This is a genomic window from Sporosarcina sp. Y352 (assembly GCF_056786535.1).
Genome location: NZ_JBXCJE010000006.1, coordinates 156,821 through 183,154, shown reverse-complemented (window position 1 = coordinate 183,154; position 26,334 = coordinate 156,821). Strand labels below are relative to the sequence as shown.

26 protein-coding genes are annotated in these 26,334 nt (G+C 39.3%); 24 read left to right on the top strand and 2 right to left on the bottom strand.

What is annotated here, in order from left to right; translation table 11 throughout:
• Window position 1 precedes the first annotated feature (1 nt).
• The 15 genes from pdhA to AC1TO6_RS12540 all read left to right on the top strand — a co-directional run bounded on the left by pdhA (window position 2) and on the right by AC1TO6_RS12540 (window position 16,001).
• Complete coding sequence (pdhA, locus tag AC1TO6_RS12610) at window positions 2–1,054, top strand: pyruvate dehydrogenase (acetyl-transferring) E1 component subunit alpha (protein ID WP_482101956.1); 1,053 nt, start codon at window positions 2–4, stop codon at window positions 1,052–1,054.
• Complete coding sequence (locus tag AC1TO6_RS12605) at window positions 1,055–2,074, top strand: alpha-ketoacid dehydrogenase subunit beta (RefSeq protein ID WP_482101955.1); 1,020 nt, start codon at window positions 1,055–1,057, stop codon at window positions 2,072–2,074.
• A gap of 12 nt (window positions 2,075–2,086) precedes the next feature.
• A complete protein-coding gene (locus AC1TO6_RS12600; protein WP_482101954.1) occupies window positions 2,087–3,307 on the top strand; it encodes a dihydrolipoamide acetyltransferase family protein in 1,221 nt (406 codons plus the stop codon).
• Between the two features lies 1 nt (window position 3,308).
• Window positions 3,309–4,739 carry a dihydrolipoyl dehydrogenase family protein gene (locus AC1TO6_RS12595; RefSeq protein ID WP_482101953.1) on the top strand — a complete coding sequence of 477 codons (1,431 nt, stop codon included), beginning with the start codon at window positions 3,309–3,311 and terminating at the stop codon, window positions 4,737–4,739.
• Window positions 4,740–4,954: 215 nt separating this feature from the next.
• Window positions 4,955–5,935 (top strand): ABC transporter substrate-binding protein, encoded by a 981-nt coding sequence (locus tag AC1TO6_RS12590; RefSeq protein WP_482101952.1) that lies wholly within the window; start codon window positions 4,955–4,957, stop codon window positions 5,933–5,935.
• Between the two features lie 17 nt (window positions 5,936–5,952).
• Window positions 5,953–7,002, top strand: coding sequence for an ABC transporter permease (locus AC1TO6_RS12585; protein ID WP_482101951.1), 1,050 nt, complete (start codon window positions 5,953–5,955; stop codon window positions 7,000–7,002).
• Window positions 6,980–7,777 (top strand): ABC transporter ATP-binding protein, encoded by a 798-nt coding sequence (locus tag AC1TO6_RS12580; protein WP_482101950.1) that lies wholly within the window; start codon window positions 6,980–6,982, stop codon window positions 7,775–7,777. The genes AC1TO6_RS12585 and AC1TO6_RS12580 overlap by 23 nt, the downstream gene beginning before the upstream one ends.
• A gap of 213 nt (window positions 7,778–7,990) precedes the next feature.
• Window positions 7,991–8,782 (top strand): fumarylacetoacetate hydrolase family protein, encoded by a 792-nt coding sequence (locus AC1TO6_RS12575; RefSeq protein WP_482101949.1) that lies wholly within the window; start codon window positions 7,991–7,993, stop codon window positions 8,780–8,782.
• Window positions 8,779–9,537, top strand: coding sequence for a fumarylacetoacetate hydrolase family protein (locus AC1TO6_RS12570; RefSeq protein ID WP_482101948.1), 759 nt, complete (start codon window positions 8,779–8,781; stop codon window positions 9,535–9,537). Before AC1TO6_RS12575 ends, AC1TO6_RS12570 begins: the two co-directional genes overlap by 4 nt.
• 20 nt (window positions 9,538–9,557) lie before the next feature.
• Window positions 9,558–9,947, top strand: a complete 390-nt coding sequence (locus AC1TO6_RS12565) for a 5-carboxymethyl-2-hydroxymuconate Delta-isomerase (protein WP_482101947.1) — start codon at window positions 9,558–9,560, stop codon at window positions 9,945–9,947.
• 55 nt (window positions 9,948–10,002) lie between these two features.
• Entirely contained in the window at window positions 10,003–11,487 is a 1,485-nt protein-coding gene (gene hpaB, locus AC1TO6_RS12560; RefSeq protein ID WP_482101946.1) for a 4-hydroxyphenylacetate 3-monooxygenase, oxygenase component, read from the top strand.
• Window positions 11,488–11,536: 49 nt separating this feature from the next.
• A complete protein-coding gene (hpaI, locus tag AC1TO6_RS12555; protein ID WP_482101945.1) occupies window positions 11,537–12,460 on the top strand; it encodes a 2,4-dihydroxyhept-2-ene-1,7-dioic acid aldolase in 924 nt (307 codons plus the stop codon).
• Between the two features lie 23 nt (window positions 12,461–12,483).
• Window positions 12,484–13,995: a 5-carboxymethyl-2-hydroxymuconate semialdehyde dehydrogenase gene (gene hpaE / locus AC1TO6_RS12550; protein WP_482101944.1), complete on the top strand. Its 1,512-nt coding sequence runs from the start codon at window positions 12,484–12,486 to the stop codon at window positions 13,993–13,995.
• 20 nt (window positions 13,996–14,015) lie between these two features.
• On the top strand, window positions 14,016–14,999 hold the full coding sequence (hpaD, locus tag AC1TO6_RS12545; protein ID WP_482102022.1) for a 3,4-dihydroxyphenylacetate 2,3-dioxygenase: 984 nt from the start codon (window positions 14,016–14,018) through the stop codon (window positions 14,997–14,999).
• 207 nt (window positions 15,000–15,206) lie between these two features.
• Window positions 15,207–16,001 (top strand): VLRF1 family aeRF1-type release factor, encoded by a 795-nt coding sequence (locus tag AC1TO6_RS12540; protein WP_482101943.1) that lies wholly within the window; start codon window positions 15,207–15,209, stop codon window positions 15,999–16,001.
• 260 nt (window positions 16,002–16,261) lie between these two features.
• Here AC1TO6_RS12540 and AC1TO6_RS12535 read toward each other — a convergent pair whose 3' ends face one another.
• Window positions 16,262–16,459, bottom strand: coding sequence for a hypothetical protein (locus tag AC1TO6_RS12535; RefSeq protein WP_482101942.1), 198 nt, complete (start codon window positions 16,457–16,459; stop codon window positions 16,262–16,264).
• A gap of 391 nt (window positions 16,460–16,850) precedes the next feature.
• Between AC1TO6_RS12535 and AC1TO6_RS12530 the strand changes: the two genes are divergently transcribed.
• From AC1TO6_RS12530 to AC1TO6_RS12490, 9 genes are all read left to right on the top strand, one after another.
• Window positions 16,851–17,015: a Spo0E family sporulation regulatory protein-aspartic acid phosphatase gene (locus tag AC1TO6_RS12530; protein WP_482101941.1), complete on the top strand. Its 165-nt coding sequence runs from the start codon at window positions 16,851–16,853 to the stop codon at window positions 17,013–17,015.
• A 314-nt stretch (window positions 17,016–17,329) separates the two neighbouring features.
• Window positions 17,330–18,337: an ABC transporter substrate-binding protein gene (locus AC1TO6_RS12525; RefSeq protein ID WP_482101940.1), complete on the top strand. Its 1,008-nt coding sequence runs from the start codon at window positions 17,330–17,332 to the stop codon at window positions 18,335–18,337.
• An 18-nt stretch (window positions 18,338–18,355) separates the two neighbouring features.
• Window positions 18,356–19,405, top strand: coding sequence for an ABC transporter permease (locus AC1TO6_RS12520; protein WP_482101939.1), 1,050 nt, complete (start codon window positions 18,356–18,358; stop codon window positions 19,403–19,405).
• Entirely contained in the window at window positions 19,383–20,180 is a 798-nt protein-coding gene (locus AC1TO6_RS12515) for an ABC transporter ATP-binding protein (RefSeq protein WP_482101938.1), read from the top strand. Before AC1TO6_RS12520 ends, AC1TO6_RS12515 begins: the two co-directional genes overlap by 23 nt.
• A 129-nt stretch (window positions 20,181–20,309) precedes the next feature.
• Entirely contained in the window at window positions 20,310–21,431 is a 1,122-nt protein-coding gene (locus AC1TO6_RS12510; protein ID WP_482101937.1) for an NAD(P)/FAD-dependent oxidoreductase, read from the top strand.
• An 89-nt stretch (window positions 21,432–21,520) separates the two neighbouring features.
• The gene (locus AC1TO6_RS12505) at window positions 21,521–22,279 is read left to right on the top strand and encodes an exodeoxyribonuclease III (RefSeq protein WP_482101936.1); all 759 of its coding nucleotides are present in this window, start codon (window positions 21,521–21,523) and stop codon (window positions 22,277–22,279) included.
• A 71-nt stretch (window positions 22,280–22,350) separates the two neighbouring features.
• On the top strand, window positions 22,351–22,830 hold the full coding sequence (locus AC1TO6_RS12500; protein WP_482101935.1) for an SRPBCC domain-containing protein: 480 nt from the start codon (window positions 22,351–22,353) through the stop codon (window positions 22,828–22,830).
• 265 nt (window positions 22,831–23,095) lie between these two features.
• Complete coding sequence (locus tag AC1TO6_RS12495; protein ID WP_482101934.1) at window positions 23,096–24,154, top strand: LLM class flavin-dependent oxidoreductase; 1,059 nt, start codon at window positions 23,096–23,098, stop codon at window positions 24,152–24,154.
• Between the two features lie 12 nt (window positions 24,155–24,166).
• Complete coding sequence (locus AC1TO6_RS12490; RefSeq protein ID WP_482101933.1) at window positions 24,167–24,733, top strand: NADPH-dependent FMN reductase; 567 nt, start codon at window positions 24,167–24,169, stop codon at window positions 24,731–24,733.
• Between the two features lie 123 nt (window positions 24,734–24,856).
• On the opposite strand, the gene AC1TO6_RS12485 is transcribed toward AC1TO6_RS12490, so the two are convergent.
• Window positions 24,857–26,077, bottom strand: a complete 1,221-nt coding sequence (locus AC1TO6_RS12485; protein WP_482101932.1) for a CynX/NimT family MFS transporter — start codon at window positions 26,075–26,077, stop codon at window positions 24,857–24,859.
• Window positions 26,078–26,334: the final 257 nt, after the last annotated feature.

Here is a 26,334-nt window from a genome sequence, read left to right as displayed (position 1 = left end):
AATGGAAGATTACCCTATAAAAAGAATAATAGATGACTTGGGCTTTCTTGTAGACTCGAGTATTGAAAAACAAATAGATGAGCAATTAGTTAAAGATTTGTACTATCATATGCTACGAATTCGTACATTTGATAGAAAAGCTGTTAATTTGCAGAGACAAGGGCGTCTAGGAACTTATGCACCTTTTGAAGGGCAGGAAGCGGCTCAAGTTGGTAGTGCACTTGCATTAAACCCTGACGACTGGGTTTTCCCTACGTACCGTGATCATGGCGCAACATTAACGTTCGGAAAAAATATGACAACAACGTTTTTGTACTGGAATGGTAGAGCAGAAGGTTGTGTTGCTCCCGCGGATAGAAATATCTTTCCACCAGCTGTCCCCATTGCGACTCAGATACCTCATGCTGCGGGGGCTGCATGGGCTGAAAAAAGGAAAGGTACACAAAATGCAGCAATTGCATATTTCGGGGATGGTGCTACTTCGGAAGGCGATTTTCATGAAGGATTGAATTTTGCAAGCGTGTTCAAAGTACCAGTCGTTTTTTTTAACCAAAATAATGGGTATGCAATCTCAGTTCCAATTGAAAAACAGATGAATTCTGCAACAATCGCACAAAAATCAGTTGCCTATGGAATGCCGGGGATTCGGATTGATGGTAATGATTGTTTCGCAGTGTATTTTGAAACTAAAAAGGCTTTTGACCATGCTAGGGGTGGAAATGGCCCGACTTTGATAGAGGCAGTTACATGGCGTAAAGGAGCCCATACAACTGCAGATGATCCCACTAAATACCGTTCTGAAAAACGAGGAGAGAACTTTGTTGACCCTCTTACCCGGTTGGAATTATTTATGAGAAATTATGGCTATTGGAAGGATGAATGGATTCAAACGACTATAGAAGAAACGACTCGTGAAATCGAATTAGCTGTGGAAGAGATGGAGCAGTTTCCACCGCCGAACGTAGAAGACGTTTTTGATCATGTATACGCTGAAATGCCTGCACACCTAGTTGAACAAAAAGAAGCATACCTGGCACATTTAGGGAGGCTGTAAATGAATACAACATTGAAAGAGTCTGAATATAAAAATGAAACGACAAAAAAAATGACGCTAATTCAAGCGATTAATGATGGCATGCGTTTAATGTTAGAAGAGGATGAACGAACTATCTTACTCGGAGAAGATATCGGTAAAAATGGAGGCGTATTCCGTGCGACAGAAGGACTCCAGGATTTGTTTGGTGATGATCGGGTAATCGATACACCGTTATCAGAAGCAGGGATTATTGGAACTTCAATTGGTCTTGCTGTGAATGGTTTTAAACCAGTTGCGGAAATCCAGTTTCTCGGTTTTATTTATCCTGCTTATGAACAAATAATGACACATGTCTCTCGAATTCGAATGCGATCGATGTCTCGTTTTACTGTGCCTATGGTCATTAGAGCCCCATACGGAGCAGGTATTCGTGCGCCTGAAATACATTCTGATAGTACAGAGATCTTATTTACTCACATGCCAGGCATCAAGGTAGTGTGTCCTTCTAATCCATATGATGCAAAAGGATTGTTGATAGCGGCAATGGAAGATCCTGACCCGGTCCTTGTTCTCGAACCGATGAAAATCTATCGTTCAAAAAGAGAAGAAGTACCGATTGGGAAATATAGTGTTGAAATCGGAAAGGGGAAAATCGTACGTGATGGCACGGATGTCACACTTATTGCCTGGGGAGCTATGATTACAATTGCTGAGAAAGCAGCTGAACTGGCCGAGAAGAAAGGGATCAGTTGTGAAATTATCGATTTAAGAACATTGTATCCAATTGATCGTGACATGATTGCTGAGTCCGTACAAAAGACAACGCGAGCTGTCATTATTCATGAAGCGCATAATACGGGTGGACTCGGAAATGATATTGTGTCGATTATAAATGATACAGCATTCCTTTATCTACGTGCCCCAATTGAACGTGTCACAGGATTTGACGTACCCGTTCCATTCTTCACATTGGAAGAACACTATTTGCCAACACCCGCTCGAGTCGTTGAAGGAATTGAAAAAGTGGTTCATTTTTAAGGAGGAAATGAAATGCACGAGGTAAAGTTGCATGATATCGGGGAAGGCATGACAGAAGGGGAAGTGCTCCAATACTTAGTCAGAGTTGGAGAGCAGGTTATTACAGATCAGCCGCTGGTTGTAGTTCAAACTGATAAAATGATAGCTGAACTAACTTCACCCTGCTTAGGTATTGTGAAAGAGATTAGAATTGAAGTAGGCGAAACTGTTCAAGTGGGAACGAGTTTACTTTATATTGAAGCTGATGGAGCCAAGGGGACAGTACAAAGTTCACAAGTGGAAACGGAAAGAGTTACCGAGGAAAAAGTGATACGTTCTACTAATAACGATGAAAAGTCTTCACCGTTTCCATTTAAACGAGTACTTGCAACCCCGTACACACGTAAATTGGCCCGCGACAATAATATTTATCTTGAAGATGTCCATGCTACTGATCCCTCTGGAAGAGTCACTGAAGAAGACGTTGTTCGGTTTTTGAAAGGGGCGCACTCTAAAATAGAAACAGTGGAAGACGTTAGGCAGGAAGCAGTTAATCATTCGATTCCGGATGAAATCCCTTTCAATGGGATTCGAAAAAAGATTGCAGAAAAAGTAACAAAATCACTTTTCACCATTCCCCATGTCACACATTTTGATGAAGTCCGTATGACGAATTTATTTATGATAAGGGAACAAATGAAAGCAGCTGGGGAATCAGTTAGTGTAGCAGCATTTCTTATTAAAGCATTAGTCATATCATTAAAGGACTTCCCAATATTCAATGCCGAACTAGATGAAGCAAATAATCGAATACTCCTTAAGAAAAACTATCATATTGGAATTGCAACAAATACTGAGAGTGGACTAATTGTTCCCGTGATCCATGATGCCGATAAGAAATCTATCAAGGAGATTAACAAATGCATTAAAGGATTAACAGAAAGAGCAATCGCAGGTAAATTACAATCATTTGAAATGCAAAATAGTACAATTACGGTAAGTAATGTTGGACCACTCGGAAGTACGGGTGCAACGCCAATTATCAACTATCCAGAAACTGCATTAATTGCATTCCATAAAACCAAAAAACAGCCAATTGTCAATGAGCATGATGAAATCGTTATTGGGCATATCATGACACTCTCCATGGCTTTTGACCATCGGGTTGCTGATGGAGCGACAGCCGTTGCTTTTACGAATCGCTTTGCTAGTCTAATTGAACAACCTCACAAACTGCTGATGGAGATGATATGAAATGGTTGTTGGCGAAATCACTCAGGAAAGAAGTCTAATTATTATTGGAGGCGGACCTGGTGGCTATTCGGCTGCCATACGAGGCGCGCAGCTTGGACTTTCGGTCACTTTAATAGAACAGGCTGATATGGGTGGTGTTTGTTTGACTGAAGGATGTATCCCATCTAAAGTTTTTACACACGCAGCAATGAAACGATCTGAAACAGCTCATTTGCAACAACTTGGGATTGTTAGCTCGGATAACTTTTTCGATTTAAAAAAGCTACTTGGTTATAAAGCTCAAATTATCAATCAGCTAAGGTCTGGTATTGAAAGTCTATGTAATGAAAATAAAATTGAAATAATCCGTGGAAAAGTTACATTTCTCGCAATAGACAAAATCGGTGTGGAAAATGGACATCAATTCGATATTTTTGAATTTGAACAACTAATTATTGCGACAGGAAGTTCCCCAACGTGGCCAGCTATTTTGACTGAGAAAGGGGAAAGAATTCTATTGCCACATAAGCTGTTTAATCTGGAAGAAATACCAAAGCATCTTGTAGTAAGAGGTCAAGATTACATTGCACTGGAAGTTGCCTCTAGTTTTGCAGCACTAGGGGCACAAGTCAGTATAATCATTGATGACAAAGTTGGCTTTCCTTTCGATGAGTCCATCAATAAAGAGTTAACTCGTCTATTTAAAAAGCGTAAAATTAAAGTGTATAAAGAACATGAATTCATTTCATCAAATGAGACTGAAGACGGAATTACAATAAGGTTTTTAACTGATAAAAATATAGAAGAGACAGTTCAAGGTTCACATCTATTCATGTCCGGAACTAGGCAACCCAATTTGAAGACTTTAGGAATAAGTCGTTTTGGAATTGAACAAACAGCTGAGGGCTTTATAAAAGTAGATAAGAATATGCAGTCATCGATACCTTCTATATATGCAATTGGTGATGTAACGGAAGGTCCAATGCTTGCTGTAAAAGCCATTAAACAAGGAAAAGCTGCTGTTGCATCAATTGTAGGAGAAAAAACGGAAGTAGATCTTACTTTTATGCCAATAGTTGCCCATACAATTCCACCCATCGTTTCTGTAGGGATAACAGAACAAAATGCAAAGGATTTGGGTCTTCAGATTCGAGTCAGTCAATTTGCACTTGGCGGCAATGGTTATGCAACGATTACCGGTAAAAAAGATGGGTTTATTAAGGTTATAGCTGATTCAACAACAGAAATCATTCAAGGCATTCATATGATTGGAGAAGGAGCTGTTGAAATGGCAGGCTCCTTCGTGCAGTTGCTTGAAATGGCGGCAAAAGAAGAAGATATAAAGTTCCCACACTATGCACATCCAGGTTTCAATGAAGGACTCCTTGAAGCGGTTGAGGGGTTAATCGGACAAGCAATTCACGCTTCGCCTGCTAAAAGAAGAACCTATTAAAAATCTTATGACCCTAAACGTGGAGTCTCCGACTTCCGTTACAATCGACGGAACTCATCCATGCAAACGAAAAATCAATAATAAAATATAGTTAATGTCAGGGTTTTTAATTAAAATTAATAATTTTGAAATTGCATCTAGTATAAAATAAACATTTAAATAGACGGAATCTTCAAGAAATACTACCTAAAATAGTTAAATAAGGGGGAAATGGAATGAATAATGGGTGGAAAAAAGTGGTGGCTATTATTCTTGGCACTGCATTAATACTTTCGGCATGTGGCGATGAAGAAGTGAAGGAAAGTGAATCATCCTCGAAGACATATAAAATAGGTGTCAGCCAAATTGTAGAGCACCCGTCACTAAATGCAGCTTATGACGGCTTTAAGAAAGCGTTAGAAGACGCAGGAATCGATGCGGAATATGATGTTCAAATTGCTCAAGGTGATAACAGCGCCAACACGACCATTGCGACGAATCTGGTCAGTGCAGATGTAGATCTAATATTCGCAAACTCAACACCTAGTGCGCAGGCGGCAGCCAGCGCGACATCAGAAATACCTATCATTTTCACTTCAGTAACAGATGCAGTTGGAGCAGAGCTTGTTGACTCAATGGAAAGCCCAGGAGGAAATGTAACGGGTACAATTGACGCTCATCCTGACGCCATTTCAAACACAATGAAGTTTCTAAAAGAAGAATTAAGTGCAAAAAACGTGGGAATGGTGTTTAACTCTGGAGAACAAAACTCTCGTGCCCAGGTAGATGCAGTAAAAGAAATGCTGAAAGAGATGGACATGACTGTAGTGGAGGCATCGGTCGCTACATCTGCTGATGTGAAACAAGCAACTGAGTCATTGCTAGGTAAAGTAGACTCTATGTACATTATTACAGACAATACAGTTGTCTCTGCACTTGAATCTGTCATTTCAGTTGCCAATGCCAATGAAATTCCAATGATGGTAGGTGAATTTGACTCTGTGAAAAGAGGCGGCTTAGCAGCATATGGCTTCGAGTACTTTGACATTGGCTATGAAGCAGGGCAAATGGCAGTCAAAATCTTGAATGGCGAAAAGAAACCGGCTGATTTACCTGTTCAAATCCCACAAAACTTAAAGTTAATCATGAATAAAGATACTGCTTCTACTCTCGGTCTCGAGATTAAAGACGAATGGAAAGTTGAGTTTAGTGAATAGATTGGAGGTAAATCAATATGTTTTCAGCTGTGTTTGGATCAGTAGAGCAAGGAATTATTTATGCGATTATGGCACTTGGTGTTTATATTTCATTCCGAGTTTTGGACTTTCCAGATTTAACAGTTGACGGAAGTTTTGTAACAGGAGCTGGAGTAGCTGCCACTATGATTATCTTTGGATATCATCCAGTGGTAGCTACTACAGTAGCCATTGTTATTGGTTTTCTTGCTGGATGTGTAACAGGCCTCCTACATACAAAAGGCAAGATTAATGCACTCCTGGCTGGAATATTAATGATGATTGCTTTGTATTCCATAAATTTACGCATAATGGGTTTAACCTCTGAGAATTCAATTGGTCGTCCAAACATACCATTATTAAATGCCGAAACACTATTTGTTCAATTCCAGACATTTTGGGGTTCTTTAGGTATTGACAACGCTATTAATAATTTCTTCAGCAAGCTTGGGATTCAATTCTTGCCTTCCACCTGGGGAACAGTGTTCATCATGATAATCATTGTTTTGTTAATTAAATTTGTCGTCGATTGGTTTCTGAAAACGGAAGTCGGTCTTGCAATAAGAGCTACCGGTGATAATAAAAAAATGATTAGAAGTTTATCTGCTAATACAGACACACTCGTTATTATAGGTTTAGGCTTTTCCAATGCACTCGTAGCTTTTTCTGGGGCGCTAATCGCTCAATACTCGAAGTTTGCTGACATTGGAATGGGAATTGGAATGATTATTATCGGACTGGCTTCCGTAATTATAGGTGAAGCAATATTTGGAACAAAAACGATTATGCGAACCACTTTTGCCGTAATTGCAGGTGCAATTATTTATAGAATAGTACTCGGTCTTGCGCTTAGAGTCGACTTTCTCGATACGGGTGATATGAAACTAATTACCGCTGTCATTGTAATCGGCGCATTGATCTTGCCGCAATACTTGGAAAAGAAACGAGAAAAGAGCAGAAAAGCAAAACGCCATGCTGAGCGCTTAGTAGAGCATACACATTTGCTGATGAAAGAAGGAAATGCCGATGCTAAAACTCAGTCAGATTAACAAACTATTTAATGAAGCAACACCTGATGAAAAAATCGCATTGGACCAAATTAATCTTAAGTTACAAATCGGTGATTTCATGACTGTAATCGGGAGCAATGGCGCAGGAAAATCGACGATGCTGAATATGATTTCTGGTGCACTATCTCCTGACTTTGGAACAATTGAAATTGCCGATAAAGATGTAACAAAATTACCGGAATATAAGCGTTCACAAATGATCGGAAGGGTTTTTCAAGATCCAATGGCGGGAACAGCTCCAACAATGACAATTGAAGAAAATCTTGCTATGGCCTATTCAAGAAACAAAAAACGAGTATTAAAACGAGCTGTTGATAAGAAACGTCGTGAACTGTTTCGTGAATCACTTGCAACGCTTCATTTAAACCTTGAAAACCGATTGAATGCAAAAGTAGGAATGCTTTCTGGTGGGGAGAGGCAAGCTCTTTCTTTATTGATGGCAACATTTACTCAACCATCAATTTTGCTTCTTGATGAGCATACTGCGGCGCTAGACCCATCGCGGGCAGAGTTAATTACGAATTTAACCAAACAACTTGTTGAAAAGGATCAACTAACGACGCTGATGATCACACATAATATGCAACAAGCATTAGACCTAGGTAACAGACTTATTATGATGGATAAAGGACAAATTATCTTAGAAATAGATGCCGAAGAAAAGAAGGGATTAACGATTCAAAAACTGATGGATGAATTCCAACGCATACGTGGTGAAAAATTAACCAGTGATAAAGCTTTATTATCAGTATGATTTATTTCCAATTGTAAATAGAGACAGAATATTAACGATGAAGACATTGAAAATACGAGTTCAGAAATGTGTGGGCGCTTCTTTAGCTAGTTTGTGGTTTGAATACTCCAATCTACAAAAAGGGTGCCCTTTTGTGCATCAATTTTAGGGTCAATTTTGAATTGCCGTTTTTGCACTATGAAAAAAAGTCTACAAACTTATGGGGTGAAATGGTTGCGAAGAGCAAAAGTTAAAGTGTTAGGAGCACGTGAACTAATATCAGTGAATGTGATTACTGGAACAAATTCCGTTGTGAAAGGGGGGATTGTAAAAAGTGCAAATGAAATACAATTCGACACCCCCGTTACAGGTACGGTTTTTGGTACGTTGCTGAACTACAAGGGGGTGCTTGATAAACTCGGCGATGCAGTTCATGAAGAACCATATAATTCACCTCCAATTTCACCTGTTCTTTATATAAAACCGATGAATACATTAAGTCGACATGGTGCAGATATCCCGATGCCAATTGGGATATCAAAATTAGAAATGGGTGCGGCACTTGGAATAGTAATTGGAAAGAAAGCCGTCGCTGTGGATGAAGAAAATGCATTGACCTATGTTGCAGGCTATACGATTGTAAACGATATCAGTGTGCCGCATGAAAGCGTATACCGCCCGGCGGTTCAACATAATGGACGTGATGGATTTTGTCCCATCGGACCATGGATTATTGATAGGCGTGAAATGGATAATCCCGATGATTTAGATATCCGTGTTTTCATCAATAATCACCTTCAACAAGAAAATTCAACATCGAATTTGATCCGTTCAGTCTCCCGTTTAATTGCAGATGTAACTGAGTTTATGACATTAAGTCCAGGAGATGTATTACTGGTAGGTGTCCCTGAAGATGCGCCACTAGCCGAAGTTGGCGATATAGTTCGAATCGAAATAGCAGGTATAGGAAGTTTAGAGAACGTAATTGTAGAAGAAAGTAAATCCACTTGGAGGGAGCCGATATGAGAAGAGCTCGATTAGCATATGGAGGTGCCATTTTTGATGCGGTTGAATGGGAAGGGCAACTCAAATTAGAGGATGGCCGAATAGTAGATGAGAGTTTAGTAACTTGGCTTACACCCATAGAACCTCGTACGGTGTTTGCTTTGGGGCTTAACTATGCGGATCATGCAGCAGAACTTTCATTTGTTGCACCATCCGAACCGCTAGTCTTTCTAAAGGGTCCGAATACGTTGATTGGGCACCAAGCATTTACTCATCGTCCCGCAGATGTAACGTATATGCATTATGAATGCGAATTGGCTGTAATCATCGGTGAAACGGCACGAAATGTGAAAAAAGAAGATGCATATAGCTATATTAAAGGGTATAGCGTCGTGAACGATTATGCAATCAGAGATTACTTGGAAAACTATTATCGTCCTAACTTACGAGTGAAAAACCGTGATGGATGTACCCCATTTGGACCGTGGATTGTCGATGCAATCGATGTTGAAAATCCAATGAATTTAAAGCTAACAACACATGTCAATGATGTACTTGTTCAGGAAGGAAGTACATCGAATATGATTTTTGATATTCCAACACTGATTGAGTATTTAAGTAGCTTTATGACATTGAGTGAAAATGACTTAATCCTTACTGGTACTCCAAAAGGTTCGGTTGATACGGTCGTTGGAGATATTGTGGTCACAGAAGTGGAAGGGATTGGACGTTTGATAAATACCATTATCGGAGATGAATTCTTTACAAACCGATAGTGTGGAACAGGGGGACTCGAATGCCACATTTTATTGTTGAGTACACAGATAATATTAAAGAAGAATCGAATATGGCAAAGTTATTTGAAGATATTCATAATGTACTTATTGCACGGGACTCTATTTTTCCGATAGGTGGTCTTCGTTCAAGAGCGATTGAACTTAATGACTATCGAGTTGCAGATGGTTTAGAAGATGACGCATTCATCCATGCAGTGTTGAAAATTGGTGCTGGACGTTCGGAGGAATTAAAGAAAGAAATTTGTGAAGCTCTATTTGAGGTGATGAAAGAACATTTCGCGCTTTTAATGTCTAGACGTTATTTAGCATTATCTATGGAATTGGTTGAATTTAGTGATGCTGGTACGTACAAACAAAATAATATTCACTCAAGGTTTAATAAAAAGTAGACATCTATTGCCAAGTAGACCGCCAAACTGTTATCCGAAATGAGGAGGGAATCGAATGGGTGCACGAACGGGTAAAGAATATGTGGACGGTATTAAAGAACGAAATGCAGAAGTATGGATTCACGGAGAAAAAGTAGAAGATGTAACCATACATCCAGCATTTAAAAATGTAGTGGAAAGTGTTGCAGGTCTATATGATTTACAACATGAGAAACCGGAAAAAATGTTATATACATCACCGTCATCAGGGAACAAGGTGGGGCTTTCCTTTATTGCTCCTAAAACGAAAGATGATTTGTTTAAAAGACGTGAAATGCATATGGAGTGGGCCACATTCTCTGGGGGGATGATGGGACGAACTCCAGATTATTTGAACACGAGCATTATGGCCTTCGGTACTGCTAGTCAATTTTTTGCACAAGAAGGCGGGGGAAGTGAACAATTCGCTAAAAATGCAGCAAACTACTATGAATATGCAAGGGAAAATGATATTAGTTTAACCCATACATTAATTCACCCACAAGTGAATAGGTCGATGCTTACGCAAGCAGAACAAAAAGATCCATTTCTCTCTGCACGTATAACGAAAAAAACGCCTGATGGGATTGTTGTAAATGGTTGCCGGCTCTTGGCAACGCTAGGCGGCATTACTGATGAGCTAGTCGTTTTCCCGTCGACTATCAACAGGACACCGGGAACGACGGATGATCCATTCGCATTTGCATTTGCAATACCAAATAATACGGCAGGTTTAAAATTTCTATCTCGCGAATCATTCGACTATGGGAAAAGCAGATGGGATCATCCACTAGGCGCTAGGTTTGATGAGGGGGACGCAATCATTTCATTTGAAAATGTATTGGTCCCTTGGGAAAGGGTTTTCGTAAGTGAAAGTACAGATATATGCAATCGTACGTACACTGAGACAAATGCGGTTATCCATATGACGCATCAAGTTATTTCAAAAAACATCGTAAAAACTGAATTTATTCTGGGTGTTGTCATTAGTATGATGGAAGCTATTGGTATTGATAAATTTATGCATGTTAAAGAAAAAGCAAGTGAGATCATGGTTATTTTAGAAGTCATGCGTTCTCATTTGTTCAAGTCTGAACACAATGCAAAAATCGATCAATACGGCAATATGACACCCGACTTTGAACCGTTAAATGCTGCACGCAACTGGTACCCTAAAATGTATCAGCGTATGAATGAAATTATTAAAATACTAGGCGCTTCAGGATTAATGGCACTTCCAACTGAAGCAGACTTCTCTAGTACGGACGTTGGCCCATTGGTTCACCGTTATACACAGGGTGCAACCATTAACGGTGAGGAAAAAGTACAGCTATTTCGCTTGGCGTGGGATATTACCATTAGTGCATTTGGTAACCGACAAGCACTCTATGAATATTATTTCTTTGGGGATCCTGTGAGAATGTCGAATGCCTATTATGATGGTTTTGATAAGCAACCCTATAAAGACATGGTTGCAAGTTTTTTGAACAAAACTAAGAGAGATGCCGGCATAGTCAATTGAAGTTTCACATTATTGACAGGTAAATATTTTTTTAGAAGGAGTGAGTACTATGGGATACGATGAAGCTAAAAAGAAATTAAGAGGTTCAATTTGCCCTGTCATTACTCCGTTTACTGATAGTGGTGAAATCGACGAAAAAGCATTCATTGAGTTGATCAATTGGCAAATTGAAAGTGGAAGTCATGGAATTTCTGTAACAGGTACGAGTGGTGAACCGAGTTCATTAACTATCTCCGAAAGGAAAAGGGTTATGGATCTGGCAACAAAGACAATTGATGGACGCGTGTTTTTTGCACCTGGTACAGGTTCTACAAATCATGATGAAACAATGGAATTAACGAAATATGCCGAAGAAATAGGTGCGGATGCTGCAATGGTTATCGTACCTTACTATAATAAGCCGAACCAAGAAGCACTTTATCAGCACTTTAAAACAGTAGCAGATTCAGTTAAAACACCAATTATAATTTATAATATTCCGGGTCGGTCCGCCGTTAATATGGAAGTAAGTACGATGAAACGCTTAGTTGATGATTGTCCGAACATTATCGGTGTAAAAGAAGCAAATAAAGACTTCGAACACGTAAATCGCGTGCTGTTAACCTGCGGAAGGGATTTTCTATTGTTTTCGGGAATTGAATTACTTTGCTATCCAATGCTCGCAATTGGCGGAGCTGGATTTATAAGTGCCACAGCAAATGTTGAACCAACGAAAGTAGCCGATCTTTACAACGCATGGGTTGCAGGAGACATTGTAAAATCGCAAAATCTTCACTTCGAATTAATGCCACTAAATGATGTACTCTTCAAAGATACAAATCCATCACCGGTTAAAGTAGCACTAGGTATGATGGGGAAAATCACACCTAAACTTCGCTTGCCTTTGGGATTACCTTCAGTTGAAATACAAGCAGAGGTTCGCCAATCACTTATTGACCTTGCAATATTACCACAAGGGGCTTCCATAAAATAATGATAAGAAACTAGGTGAAGAGTATGGTATCAATTCATAAGTCAGTTTCATATAAACATGAAACGCAAAAGAATATATTACTCTATATAAATGGGGAATTTACACCGGCTATAAATGGGATGACGATTAAAAACATAAATCCGTTTACAAATGAACAAATTAATGAAGTTGCTGAAGGACAATCTGATGATATTCAAAAAGCAGTGGCAGCGGCTCGATATGCTTTTGATCACGGACCTTGGAAAACAATGAAACTTAAAAAGAGATTGGCATACATTTACCGTATTGCAGATTTGATAGACGAAGAAGTAGAAAAAATAGCGTACCTAGAATCACTTGATACAGGACTTCCCATTAGTCAAACTAGAAATATGGTAAGTCGTGCCTCTGAAAATTTCAGATTTTATGCCCGTATGGTAGAAAGTCGTCTTGTTGGTGAATCCTATCAAGTGGATGAAGAATTTATCAACTACACGATTAATGCACCTGTAGGAGTTGCAGGGTTAATCACACCATGGAATGCTCCCTTTATGTTAGAGACATGGAAAGTCGCGCCAGCACTTGCGACTGGAAATACAGTTGTATTAAAGCCGGCTGAACTCTCTCCGCTTTCAGCTAACCTATTAGCCGAAATAATTCATAAGGCAGATCTTCCTAAAGGTGTTTTCAACGTTGTTCACGGTTACGGTGAAACAGCAGGAGATGCGCTCGTTAGACATCCAGACGTCCAACTAATATCTTTCACAGGTGAAACAACGACGGGCACTATGATTATAAAAAATAGTGCAGATACATTGAAAAAGTGCTCTATGGAACTCGGTGGAAAATCTCCTATTATCGTCTTTGAGGATGCAGACTTTGAACGAGCTTTAGATGCTTGCGTCTGGGGAATTTATTCATTTAACGGTGAACGATGCACTGCGAGCTCCCGCTTGTTTCTACAAGAAGGGATTAAAGATCAATTTATAGATGCTTTAAAGTTGCGTGTGTCGAATATTATAATTGGTGACCCACTAGACAAAGATACGGAAGTGGGGCCATTGATTGATAAAGGTCATTTTAATAAAGTGAATAGCTATTTGGAGATTGCAAAAGCGGAAGGCACCGACGTAGTTACCGGCGATATTCCTGAGAAATTCGACAGTGGCAATTTCGTTGCACCAACATTGATCCTAAATGCTAAAAATAACATGCGCGTTGCACAAGAAGAAATCTTTGGGCCCGTATTAACTGTGATGACATTCAAAGACGAAGAAGAAGTCATTACATTAGCGAATGCTATTGATTACGGACTTGCAGGTTATGTGTGGACTAACGATATTAAACGTGGCCATCGAGTTGCACACAAGATTGAAGCGGGAATGCTTTGGGTGAACGCTCAAAACGTCCGCGATCTAAGAACACCTTTTGGAGGGATGAAATCTTCTGGCATCGGTCGTGAAGGTGGACACTATGGCTTTGATTTTTATACTGAACAAAAAATAATTCATGTATCCATTGATGAACATCGTATACAGCAGTTCGGAAAAAAATAAAGGAAGGCATGGTGAGTAAGTTGGACTTTTCAATCATTCGAATTGCGAGAACCGTTCTTCATGTAGTGGATTTGCAAGTGTCTCGTCAGTTCTATGTTGATGGGTTAGGCATGATTGAAACAGAAAGTGATGAAAACCATATTTACTTAAGAGGTTTAGAGGAACATTCGCATCATAGTTTACTTTTGAAAAAAGCAGACAAAGCCGTTGTTGAAGTACTAAGCTATAAGGTCGAAAAAGAACAGGATCTTGAGGAAATCGAAAAATTATTTCTATCGCTAGGTTTACAAACAAAGTGGATGGATAAAGGGGAACAACATGCAATTGGAAGAACACTTCGAGTGCATGATGTCTCAGGTATTCCTTTAGAGTTTTTTGCGGAAATGACCACTGTTGACCGGATGCTTCAGCGATATGACCTCTATCGCGGAGCCAAGATTCAGCGAATTGACCACGTAAACTGTGCTGTTCCAGATGTTCAGAAAGCTTATGATTTCTACGTCAATCACTTAGGATTCTCGTGTTCAGAGTATACAGATACTGAAGAGGGAGACTTGTGGGCAGCATGGCTTTATCGCAAACCAACTGTACATGACCAAGCATTTATGAGTGGTCCTGGTCCAAAATTGCATCATTTTGCATACTCATTAACAGATCGCCTTAGCGTGCTCGATTGCTGTGATACTTTGGCTAGTATGGGGTATGCGGATTCAATAGAGCGTGGTCCTGGTCGCCATGGCTTGTCAAATGCTTTTTTTCTCTATTTGAGAGATCCGGATGGGCATCGTATAGAACTATACACGGGAGATTATTTAACCACCGATCCTGACTTAAAGCCTAAACGTTGGGATTTAAATGACCCACTTCGCCAAACATTTTGGGGACATCAAGCACCCGATCGATGGTTTAATGAAACAAGTACGTTCATTGATATTGAAACGGGCAAAGAGATAGAATACCGAGAACCGTTATTGAAACAAAGGAAACCAAAGATCTTGACCTAATTAGTATAATTTTTAAACACCTGCAAAAATGGCAATGTTTCCTTTTCGTAGGTGTTTATTCGTTGGTGCAAAAGTAATTCAAGCATCGGTTACTTTGAATAGGGATAGCGGTTCGCTGTCATTTAAAGAAGATACCCCACAGAAATCGTTTAGACTAGTCGAGCAAGGGTATCCTTAGAGTGGAACGAAATTTAAGGAGGTTAAATGATGTCTATTAGCAAAGAACTCCAAACCTTGAAAGAATTTAACTGTGAAAATCGTTGTGTCTTGAGTGTGTATTTAAACACCAATCCGGGTGATCCGGAGCAATTAAACGGTGCTTGGAGAATTCACTTGAAGAGTGGTTTAAAGCGCATTGATGAATATTTAACAGCTTCTAAAGATGAAAATGAAATGAAAGCATTTAATGCATTGAAGAAAAAAATCGAAAAAGAAGTTGAGGATAATAAAAATGATTTGAGCAAAGGCGTTGTAATCTTTGCCTCATTAGATCCGGAGTTATGGTCAGTTCACTATGTTCAGGTTCCCGTGAAAACGAGTTTTCACTGGGAAAATCATGCCGTGACTGAAGAGATGGAGTATATGTACAAAGCCTATCCGGAGGCAGGTATTATCTTGCCTAGTTTTGGGGAAGTACGCATTTTAGACACTGCAATGGGAGCAATTAAGAATGAACTTACTTTCGAATTTGATCCGAACTTGGAAGGATGGGGAGAGCGGAATAAAGCATCTGCTGCGCATAATCTGGGTTTGGGGAGTTCGAAAGTCGACGCGCTTGAACCTCGTCTAAGAGAAAACTTGCAGAGATTTTATAAAGGAATGGTGGAAATCGTTGAGAAATTAAAGAAAGAAAAAGGTTGGAGAGAAATTCATGTATCAGGTGAAGCAGACCTGGCAAACGCATTCTCTGAAACGCTACGGGAAAAACCCGCAAGCTGTATCTACAAAAACCTGAATAATAGTAAACCTAATGATGTGCTTCATCAAGTATTTGAAAAGTAACGATTTAAGTCAAAGACCAACCGTTTTTTATTTTAAAGACGGTTGGTTTTGTTACGTCTGTTAACACACCCAGTACTCATTGAATAATATAGGTATAGGCAAGGTGTAAAAGAGCTGTCTGTGAATGGATACCAGGGTAAGGGATATTGCCTATCAATCTTGATATCAGGTAAAGGTAACGATGACTTTCATCAATCTTATTGTACTTATTCCAAAGTATGTAAAAGAGAAGTAACTACCTAAATAGTTACTTCTCTCAGTTATTTATACGTTTTTTCAGATTCGCTTTTTTCGCGTTGATTTGGAGTCATTGGCTCATGAGTGGGATTTAAATTATCCAGTTCAGCTAACTCAAGCGAGATTTCTTCTTTCATAACGCCTGATTTATCTTTTTTCATTTTTTGAAGTTGCGCCCCAGTAGAATTTTTAGTGGTATCTTCAGTATTATTTCGTTTCATGGTCAAACCTCCTCTCCAAGTATTGTTCTTTATTAATATGGCTCAGTAAACGAATTCAATCCGTTTTTAAAACTTATAATCGTTAATGTGTAAAATGAGTTGAGTTCTATAGTAAGGTACAATTGGTCAAAATTAAGTACTGTAAAATTTTATGCAGAATTTCGAATAGGTGACAGTGAAAATGTTGTTAAATGCTGTAAGGAAGTCAAAGAAATCAATTGCTATTCTAAAATATGCGTCTTAATTGTGATGGTTTGGTGAACATTTAAAAAAACACTACAATACGACATTCTTTTCATGAAGAGTGTTGTACGATGAACTCGTTGCTTCTTAACCTACAAGAAAATAACTTCAAGATATGAAGCCCAATATATCATATGGAGGAAAAATTGTGAAAAGTCTATTTAATGAAAAAGCATTGTTGGTTCAAATTGGGATTAAAAGAAAGATCATGTATAGGAAAGCAAAAACGTTCGGGTTTACTCATCCTTTGGTTGTTGAATGCAGTCAAGAATTGGACGTGTTGATAAATAAATACCATGAAAAGGTTGCATGAAGTACTATTTTTTCTTAAGTCACTTTTTCCGATAGTTGAAATATAAAGAGATCAGCACTCCAAATGGAGAACTGATCTCTTTTTTGTACAATTCATGATAATGAGATTAAGTAAAACTTCTTTATTTTTATACGAAGAAATGCATTTTTAATTTTTACTGAAGAAATAGATTTCAAGTAAAATATAAAGCGTTCTACTGCACTGGGGAATTTAAATCCTATTGACTAACACTAGTGGACAGTGTACTATTACGAATAATTATCGCTATAAAAAAAGACTAAAAGAAAGCGATAAATGTAAAAGGGGGAAATTGAATGAAGAAGAATTGGATAGCGTATACAGTGGGACTTTTGAGTGTTATGTTCGTTCTCGCAGCATGTGGTGGAGCAGAAAAAACCTCTACAACGTCAAACGACGATAAAGCGACAGAAGCTAATGAAGAAACTGAAAAATATAAAATTGGTGTGACGCAAATTGTAGAACACCCATCATTAAACGCAGCGTTCGATGGATTTCAAAAGGCTATCGAAGATGCAGGTCTTGAAGTAGAATATGATATTCAAAATGCACAGAACGACAACAGTGCAAATACAACAATCGCAAATAATCTAGCTAGTTCAGGCGTTGACTTGATTTTTGCAAACTCTACACCAAGTGCACAAGCAGCAGCTAGTGTTACGCAAGAAATTCCGATTATTTTCACTTCAGTTACAGATGCAGTAAGTGCTGAACTTGTTGCTTCAAATGAGAGTCCAGGTGGAAATGTCACGGGTACGATCGATAATCACCCTGAAGCTATTCCGAATACAATGAAATTCCTTAAAGAAGCTGGGGTAAAAAATGTTGGGATGGTATTTAACTCCGGCGAACAGAACTCCCGTGCGCAAGTAGATGCAGTAAAAGAATTGCTAAAAGATATGGATATGAGCGTAAAAGAAGCATCGGTTGCCACTTCAGCTGATGTTAAACAGGCTACAGAATCCTTGATTGGAAAAGTGGATGCATTCTATATCATTACAGATAATACTGTTGTTTCTGCACTTGAATCTGTAGTATCCGTAGCAAATGAACATAAACTTCCGGTAATGGTAGGTGAATTCGATTCAGTAAAACGTGGTGGCTTAGCGGCATATGGATTCGAATATTACGATATCGGTTATGAAGCAGGTCAAATGGCAGTGAAGGTATTAAAAGGTGAAAGTGAACCAGCTACTTTACCAGTTCAAATTCCACAAAACTTGAAACTTATTATGAACAAAGATACGGCTGATACAATTGGGCTTACTATTAAAGATGAATGGAAAGCTGAATTCAGCGAATAAATTAGGAGATGATTCTGTATGTTTAGTGCTATTTTCGGCTCTGTTGAGCAAGGAATCATCTATGCAATCATGGCACTCGGAGTGTATATCACATTTCGGGTGCTTGATTTCCCCGATCTTACGGTAGATGGAAGTTTTGTAACAGGAGCAGCAGTTGCAGCAACAATGATTTTCTTTGGCTATCATCCACTATTGGCAACTGGAGTAGCTATCGTATTTGGATTTATAGCTGGTTGTATTACGGGGCTCTTACATACAAAAGGAAAAATAAACCCATTGCTAGCAGGAATTTTAATGATGATCGCACTATACTCAATCAATTTAAGGATTATGGGAATGACGTCAGAAACATCAATTGGACGTCCTAATATTCCTTTATTAAATGCTGAGACGTTGTTTAGTGGTTTTTACACATTTTGGAGTACGCTTCCAATCGATAATGCGATAAATCAGTTTTTCTCCATGCTAGGTGTTAATTACTTGCCATCTACATGGGGAACGCTGTTTTTAGTTATTATTATTACACTAATAATTAAATTCGTAGTGGATTGGTTTCTTCAAACAGAAATTGGACTTGCCATTCGGGCAACCGGCGATAATAAAAAAATGATTCGTAGTTTTTCAGCTAATACAGATACACTCGTTATCTTAGGATTAGGCTTATCAAATGGGCTTGTAGCATTCTCGGGTGCCTTAATTGCGCAGTACTCAAAGTTCTCAGATATCGGTATGGGTATCGGAATGATTGTTATCGGGTTGGCTTCAGTAATTATCGGTGAAGCAATCTTTGGTACAAAAACAATTATACGAACAACACTCGCGGTTATTGCAGGGGCTATTATTTATAGAATAGTATTAGGCCTGGCCCTGCGCGTAGAGTTTCTTGATACGGGAGATATGAAATTAATCACTGCTGTTATCGTAATAGCCGCACTCATTTTACCGCAGTTTCTTGAAAAAAGGCGGGAGAATAATAGAAAAGCAAAACGTTATGCAGAACGAATATCAGGTAATGATCAAGCGCAGAAAAAGGAGGGAAAAGCAATTGTTGAAACTCCAACAGATTAATAAAGTATTCAATGAAGCAACTCCCGATGAAAAAATTGCACTTGATCAAATCAATTTGCATTTAAAAAAAGGCGATTTTGTTACTGTTATCGGCAGTAATGGTGCAGGGAAATCAACCATGATGAATATGATTTCAGGAGCACTAACACCTGATTTTGGCACGATTGAAATTGAAGGTAAAAACGTGGTGAAACTGCCTGAATATAAACGATCTGCTATGATTGGTAGGGTATTCCAGGATCCTATGTCTGGTACCGCTCCTTCCATGACAATCGAGGAAAACCTAGCAATGGCTTTTTCCAGAGACAAAAAACGCGGTTTACGGAAAGGTGTTCATAAGAAACGTCGTGAGTTGTTCAGGGAATCACTCGAAACGCTTCATTTAAATCTCGAAGACAGGCTAAATGCAAAAGTAGGCATGCTTTCTGGAGGAGAGCGTCAAGCGCTTTCTCTGTTAATGGCTACTTTTACACAACCGGCCATATTGCTTCTTGATGAGCATACGGCAGCACTGGATCCGTCAAGAGCAGCATTAATTACAAATATAACAAAAGAACTTGTTGAAAAGGATCAATTGACCACGCTTATGGTTACGCATAATATGCAGCAAGCGATGGATCTTGGTAACAGATTGATAATGATGGATAAGGGACAAATCATCTTGGAAGTCGAAGCTGAAGAAAAGAAGCAGTTGACGATTGAAAAGCTAATGGCTGAATTCCAACGAATTCGGGGAGAAAAATTGAATAGTGATGCGGCGCTACTATCCGTGTGATGAAAGAAGGCATAACTTGTTGGCTATCCAACAAGTTATGTCTTTTTAGTTTCGACAATGTAACTTGGATACATTGATTATCTAAACTGGTATGATTAAAACACATTATAGAGAAAAAAGGTGTATATATTGAAATCATTTATCATTATCGGTGGTGGAATCTTAGGCGCTTCGACAGCTTATCACTTGGCGAAAGCGGGCGCACATGTGACGGTTGTGGATCGGCAGGATGCAGGGCAGGCCACGGACGCCGCCGCAGGAATTATTTGTCCATGGCTTTCTCAGAGAAGAAATAAAGCTTGGTATGCACTTGCAAAAGGTGGCGCAGCTTATTATGTGTCACTAATTCAGCAATTAGAAGAGGACGGGGAAACTGAAACAGGATACCAAAGGGTTGGGGCAGTCAGCTTGCATACAGATCCGCTTAAACTTCAAAAGATGGAAGAACGAGCGAAGAAAAGACTGGATGATGCACCAGAAATGGGTGAAATTCGTCAAATGACAAAAAGTGAAACAAATGCGATATTCCCGCCTCTTTCAGAGGAATATGGATCGGTCTATGTAAGCGGGGCGGCACGTGTAAATGGGCGAGCTTTGCGATCTGCTTTGGTCAATTCTTCAAAAAAACATGGTGCGGTTTTTGTGAATGGCTCAGCAAAACTGACATTTACCAACAAATTGGTAACGGGTGTTCAGGTTAATGGGACTCAATTTACTGCCGATACTGTGATTGTTACTGCAGGTGCTTGGGCAGCTGAATTGATGGAGCCAATGGGCATACATTTACAAGTGACTTCTCAAAAAGCCCAAATCGTTCATTTACAGCTTGAAGATACACAAACGAATGAGTGGCCAGTTGTAATACCACCTACGGATCAATATATATTAGCATTTGATAATGGGAAAGTGGTTATCGGGGCAACGCACGAAGATGAAATGCAATTCGATATGCGTGTGACTGCAGGCGGTTTAAATGAGGTTTTAGGAAAAGCGCTACAAGTCGCACCAGGATTATCGGATAGTACCTTTACGGAAGCACGAATCGGATACCGGCCTTTCACACCTGGTTTCCTTCCAATTATTGGTGAAGTGCCTGGGGTACAAGGGCTATTGCTAGCGAATGGATTAGGTGCTTCCGGATTAACAGTAGGACCGTTCTTAGGGGAGCAACTTGCCTATTTAGCAATGGGAAAACAGCTCGATATTGATTTAGACTTATATCAAGTAGCTTTGGCAATGGATATCGAGTGACTGTATTCTACATGTGACTATTCACATAAAACGGTAATTTAATTACTGTAAAACGATTTAGAAGTATGTATGTTAAGGAGATTATTAGAATGAGATTAGTATCATGGAATGTCAATGGATTAAGGGCATGCGTAGGTAAAGGTTTCTTGGAATACTTTGAATTGGTAGACGCTGATATTTTCTGCGTACAAGAAATCAAATTACAAGAAGGCCAAATCGACATGCAGTTGGATGGTTATTTTCAATACTGGAATTATGCGCTGAAAAAAGGGTATTCTGGAACAGCGGTGTTCACGAAAGAAAAACCGATAACAGTGAAATATGGCGTAGGGGAAATGGATTCCGAAGAAGAGGGACGTATTCTCACGTTGGAGTTCCCTGGATTTTACTTGGTGAACGTCTACACGCCAAACTCCAAACGTGATTTAACTCGACTGCCTTTCCGTTTGGAGTGGGAAGATAAAATGCGGGCATACTTGATAGAGTTAAATAGTATAAAACCAGTGATTTTATGCGGCGATTTGAACGTTGCGCATGAGGAGATTGATGTACGAAACGTGAAATCGAACATAGGTAATTCAGGATTCACTACTGAAGAACGCGGCAAAATGACGGCATTGTTAGCAGCAGGCTTTATTGATACATATCGGTATTTCAATCGAGATTTAGAAGGGGCTTATACGTGGTGGTCCTATATGAGTAAAGTCAGGGAACGCAATATCGGATGGCGAATCGATTATTTCATTGTGTCAAAACAGCTTGAAAGTTTACTGGTAGATGCAACTATCCATTCGCATATTCTCGGTAGTGACCATTGCCCAATCGGATTAGAAATTGATTTTAAATAATATATAAGGCGGAAAACCGTGTGGAAATTAGTTATCAAACAACAAATCGATCTAGATGAAGGAGTGAAATTATGATAATAGCTGACATTAAGCGAGTTGAAAATGGATACATCGCCCGCTATGAACGTCTTCTTGAACATTCCGTGGAAAACGTATGGTTAATGTTGATGGATAACCGGGAACTGGAAAAGTGGTTTAAGGAGTTACGTGTTGGAGATCCTCGAAAAGGTGGATTCATGACGTTCGACATGCAGGATGGGAAGTTTGAGGAACTTGAAATTTTTGAGCACGCAATACATTCTGTACTTGAATTTGATTGGTTCGGCGATGTTGTCCGTTTTGAACTATATCCGCAACAAAAAGGGTGTTTAATGATATTTAAGGAAAAGTTTAAAACGATAACTCCACAAACATCAAAAGACCTTGCAGGATGGCATGTTTGTTTGGACGTCATAAAGTTATTACTTGATGGTGAGCCAATAGACTTCAGAGAAAAAGATTGGGAAAAGGCACATAGTAAATATGAAATAGCTATTAAGGAATTGGTCTAATTGATAAAATGTAACGCCCTCGTAACGGGTTCTGGAAAGTGAACTGAACTGAAGACATGATAAATAGAGGGCGATATTCCGTTCGGATTTGAACGAAATATCGCCTTTTTTTATTTTTTTTGATTTACCGTATCGTTGTGTTTCCATTTTAACACACTCATTAGTTTCCTTTTTGATACTATGGCACTTTTTAGTGTGTACTTACACTATGTGCGTTATAAGATTATACTAACGTTAATAATGAAATTAGAGAGGGGTCAGGAAAATGAAGAAATATCGTATTGATCAAAGTAAAGGAATGGAGTTTGGAATTTATACACTAGGAGATCATATACCGAATCCACATACCGGAGAACGTATTTCTGCACAGCAACGTATTCATGAAATCATTGATTTAGCGAAGCTAGCTGAGCAAGCGGGTATTGATTTTTTTAGTGTGGGGGAGAGTCATCAGGAGTATTTTGCAACACAGGCACATTCAGTTGTATTAGCAGCAATTGCTCAAGCAACTAGTAAAATTAAAATTGCAAGTTCTTCTACAATTATCAGTACATCGGACCCTGTTCGAGTGTACGAAGATTTCGCTACGATTGATTTGATCTCAAATGGGCGCACGGAGATTATTGCTGGCCGTGCTTCACGGGTAGGGCTATTTGATTTACTAGGCTATGATCTTCGTGATTATGAAGAGTTGTACGAAGAGAAACTTGAACTGTTATTGAAGATAAATGAAGAGGAAGTTGTTAATTGGAGTGGGCAATTCCGTGCACCATTAAAGAATGCTTTAGTAATTCCACGTCCGCAAAATGGCTCCATGCCGATTTGGCGCGCTGTTGGTGGGCCGCCTGCTAGCGCAATCAAGGCTGGACACGTGGGGGTTCCGATGTTTCTAGCGACTTTAGGTGGACCTGCTACAAGTTTTAAACGCTCTATCGATGCTTACCGTGAGGCTGCTGAGCGAAGCGGTTTTGAAGCATCTGAGCTTCCGATTTCAACAGCTGGATTTTTTTATGCTGCCGAAACAACTCAACAGGCACAGAGAGATTCGTATCCTCATGTTAATCAAGGGATGCAGTTAATCAACGGACGAGGTTATCCAAAACAACACTTTGCTCAGGGTGCAGATACGCGTGATGTCATGAATATCGGTAGTCCACAACAAATCATTGAAAAAATTCTCTATCAGCATGAGGTATTTGGTCATCAACGATATATCGCACAAATAGATTTTGGTGGAGTGCCATATGAAAAATTAATGAAAAACATTGAGCTGATTGGAACAGAAATTTTACCGGCAATTAAAAAGTATACAGCTAAAAATTAGGAGGATCCTACCATGAAAATCGTTGGAATATCGGGTTCAATAGTGGGCTCAAAAACAAGAACAGCCATGAACCACACAGTAGAATCAATTGCTGAAAAATATCCAAATGCAACAGTGACATTAATAGACTTAGCTGATTATAACGTTCAATTTAGTGATGGGCGCAATTATTTGGACTATGAAGGAGATACAGGATTTGTATCAAAAATAATAATGGAAGCTGATGCAATTATCATTGGGACACCCATTTTTCAGGCATCTATTCCAGCGACATTAAAGAACATTTTTGACTTGCTACCGGTCAATGCGTTTCGGGATAAAGTAGTGAGCATGCTTGTAACTGCCGGTTCACCAAAGCATTACTTGATTGCGGAGCAGCAGTTAAAACCGATTTTAGCCTATATGAAGGCACAGATTGTTCAAACCTACGTATTTATTGAGGAGCAGGACTTTCTTCGCAAAGAAATTGTAAATGATGATGTGCACTTCCGGATTGACCGTTTAGTAGAGGATACCGTTGTGTTAACAGAAACCTATACAAAGATTAGAGAAGCAAAAGAAGCAAATTACGACTTTTAAGGCTGGTGGCTCCAATTTATATTTAAGTCTGTGGAGGATCGATATTTTAGTGCGAATGACAATCCCATATAAATCTCTGAATAGAAAAAAGCCGAAACTATTGTAGTTTCGGCTTTACCTTCGTTATTCAGGAGTAACGAAACCATTTTTACCTGCTTTCATGCCTGATATAAGAATACCTATACTTGAAAGGATAATTAGCAGCATTGGTATTGTCCAACTGGATGTGAAGTCGTGTAAAATACCAAACAAAACAGGACCGGCTGCAGCAAGTGCGTAACCGAAAGACTGTGCCATGCCTGACAGATTTGCTGCTTCATGTGGTGTTCGAGTGCGTAAGCTGAAGAACATCATCGACAGTCCGAAAGCTACTCCGCCTGCAATACCTATTAAAATCATAAATAACGGAACAAGCGCGGTTTCACCAACCATAATACCTATATAACCCGATAGATATAAAACCGCAGCACTTGCGACAATCCAGCGCTGATCTTTCACTTTCCCGGCTAGAATTGGAATGATGAATGTCATGGGTAATTGTGAAAATTGCATGAGGGAAACCATCCACCCAGCACTGCCAGCATCCAATCCTTGAGATTTTAATACTTCTGGTAACCATGCCGAAGTTGTATAAAATAACAAAGATTGGAAACCCATGAAAAAGGTTACGCTCCAAGCCATAGGGGAGCGCAATAGAGAAGCGGATTTTGTTTTAAGTGATGCGAGTGTATCCACTTTTGATGTTTTCTTATTTTTAAGTTGAGGAAACCAAAATAACACAGCGATGAAAGATAAAACACCCCATACACCAAGCGCACCTTCCCATCCGAAATTCATTCCACTCGCAAGCGGAACACTGACACCGACTGCAATTGACGCCGATATATTCATAGCTACAGAATAAATGCCAGTCATAAGGCCAATATGGAGCGGGAAATTGAGTTTTATCAAACTGGGCAATAAAACATTGCCGAACGCAATGGCGAGTCCAAGTAGGAAAGTGCCGATAAGTAAATTTGACGTTGAACCCAGAGAACGAATGACAATGCCTGCAGTTAATAATAGAAGAGAAAAGAATAATGTCAATTCCAACCCGAAGCGTCGTGCAATCTTCGGAGCGAAGGGTGAGATTAGTGCAAATGCAAGCAGTGGAATGGTTGTTAAAAACCCTGCTAGTGTATTGGAAATCGTCAAGCTGTCTTTTATAGAGGAAATTAATGGACCAACAGTCGTTAATGGTGAACGGAGCGTGGATGCCATGAAAATAATACCAATAAGGAGGATCCACGTTTTCTTAGTGAAATTCAATTTCTTACTTGTATAGTTGGAATGTGGATTCGTCAAAATTCTTCCTCCCAAATCTAATTGCTATCTCAACAATATCACAATGGTGTTACGCGGTATGTACATTGAGTATCATGAATCTTTAACAGCAATTGCGTTAAATATATTGTCCCTTCGAAAAAGAAGAAATCAATACAGTTATCTGAACAAAAAGCTTAATATGTTTTCATGTCGCCTGCTTGTTCTATTAACATAGAGAGGCTGCGGATTTTTAGTTGGGACATGCAAATCATAGAAGACTGGCCTTATAATTGACT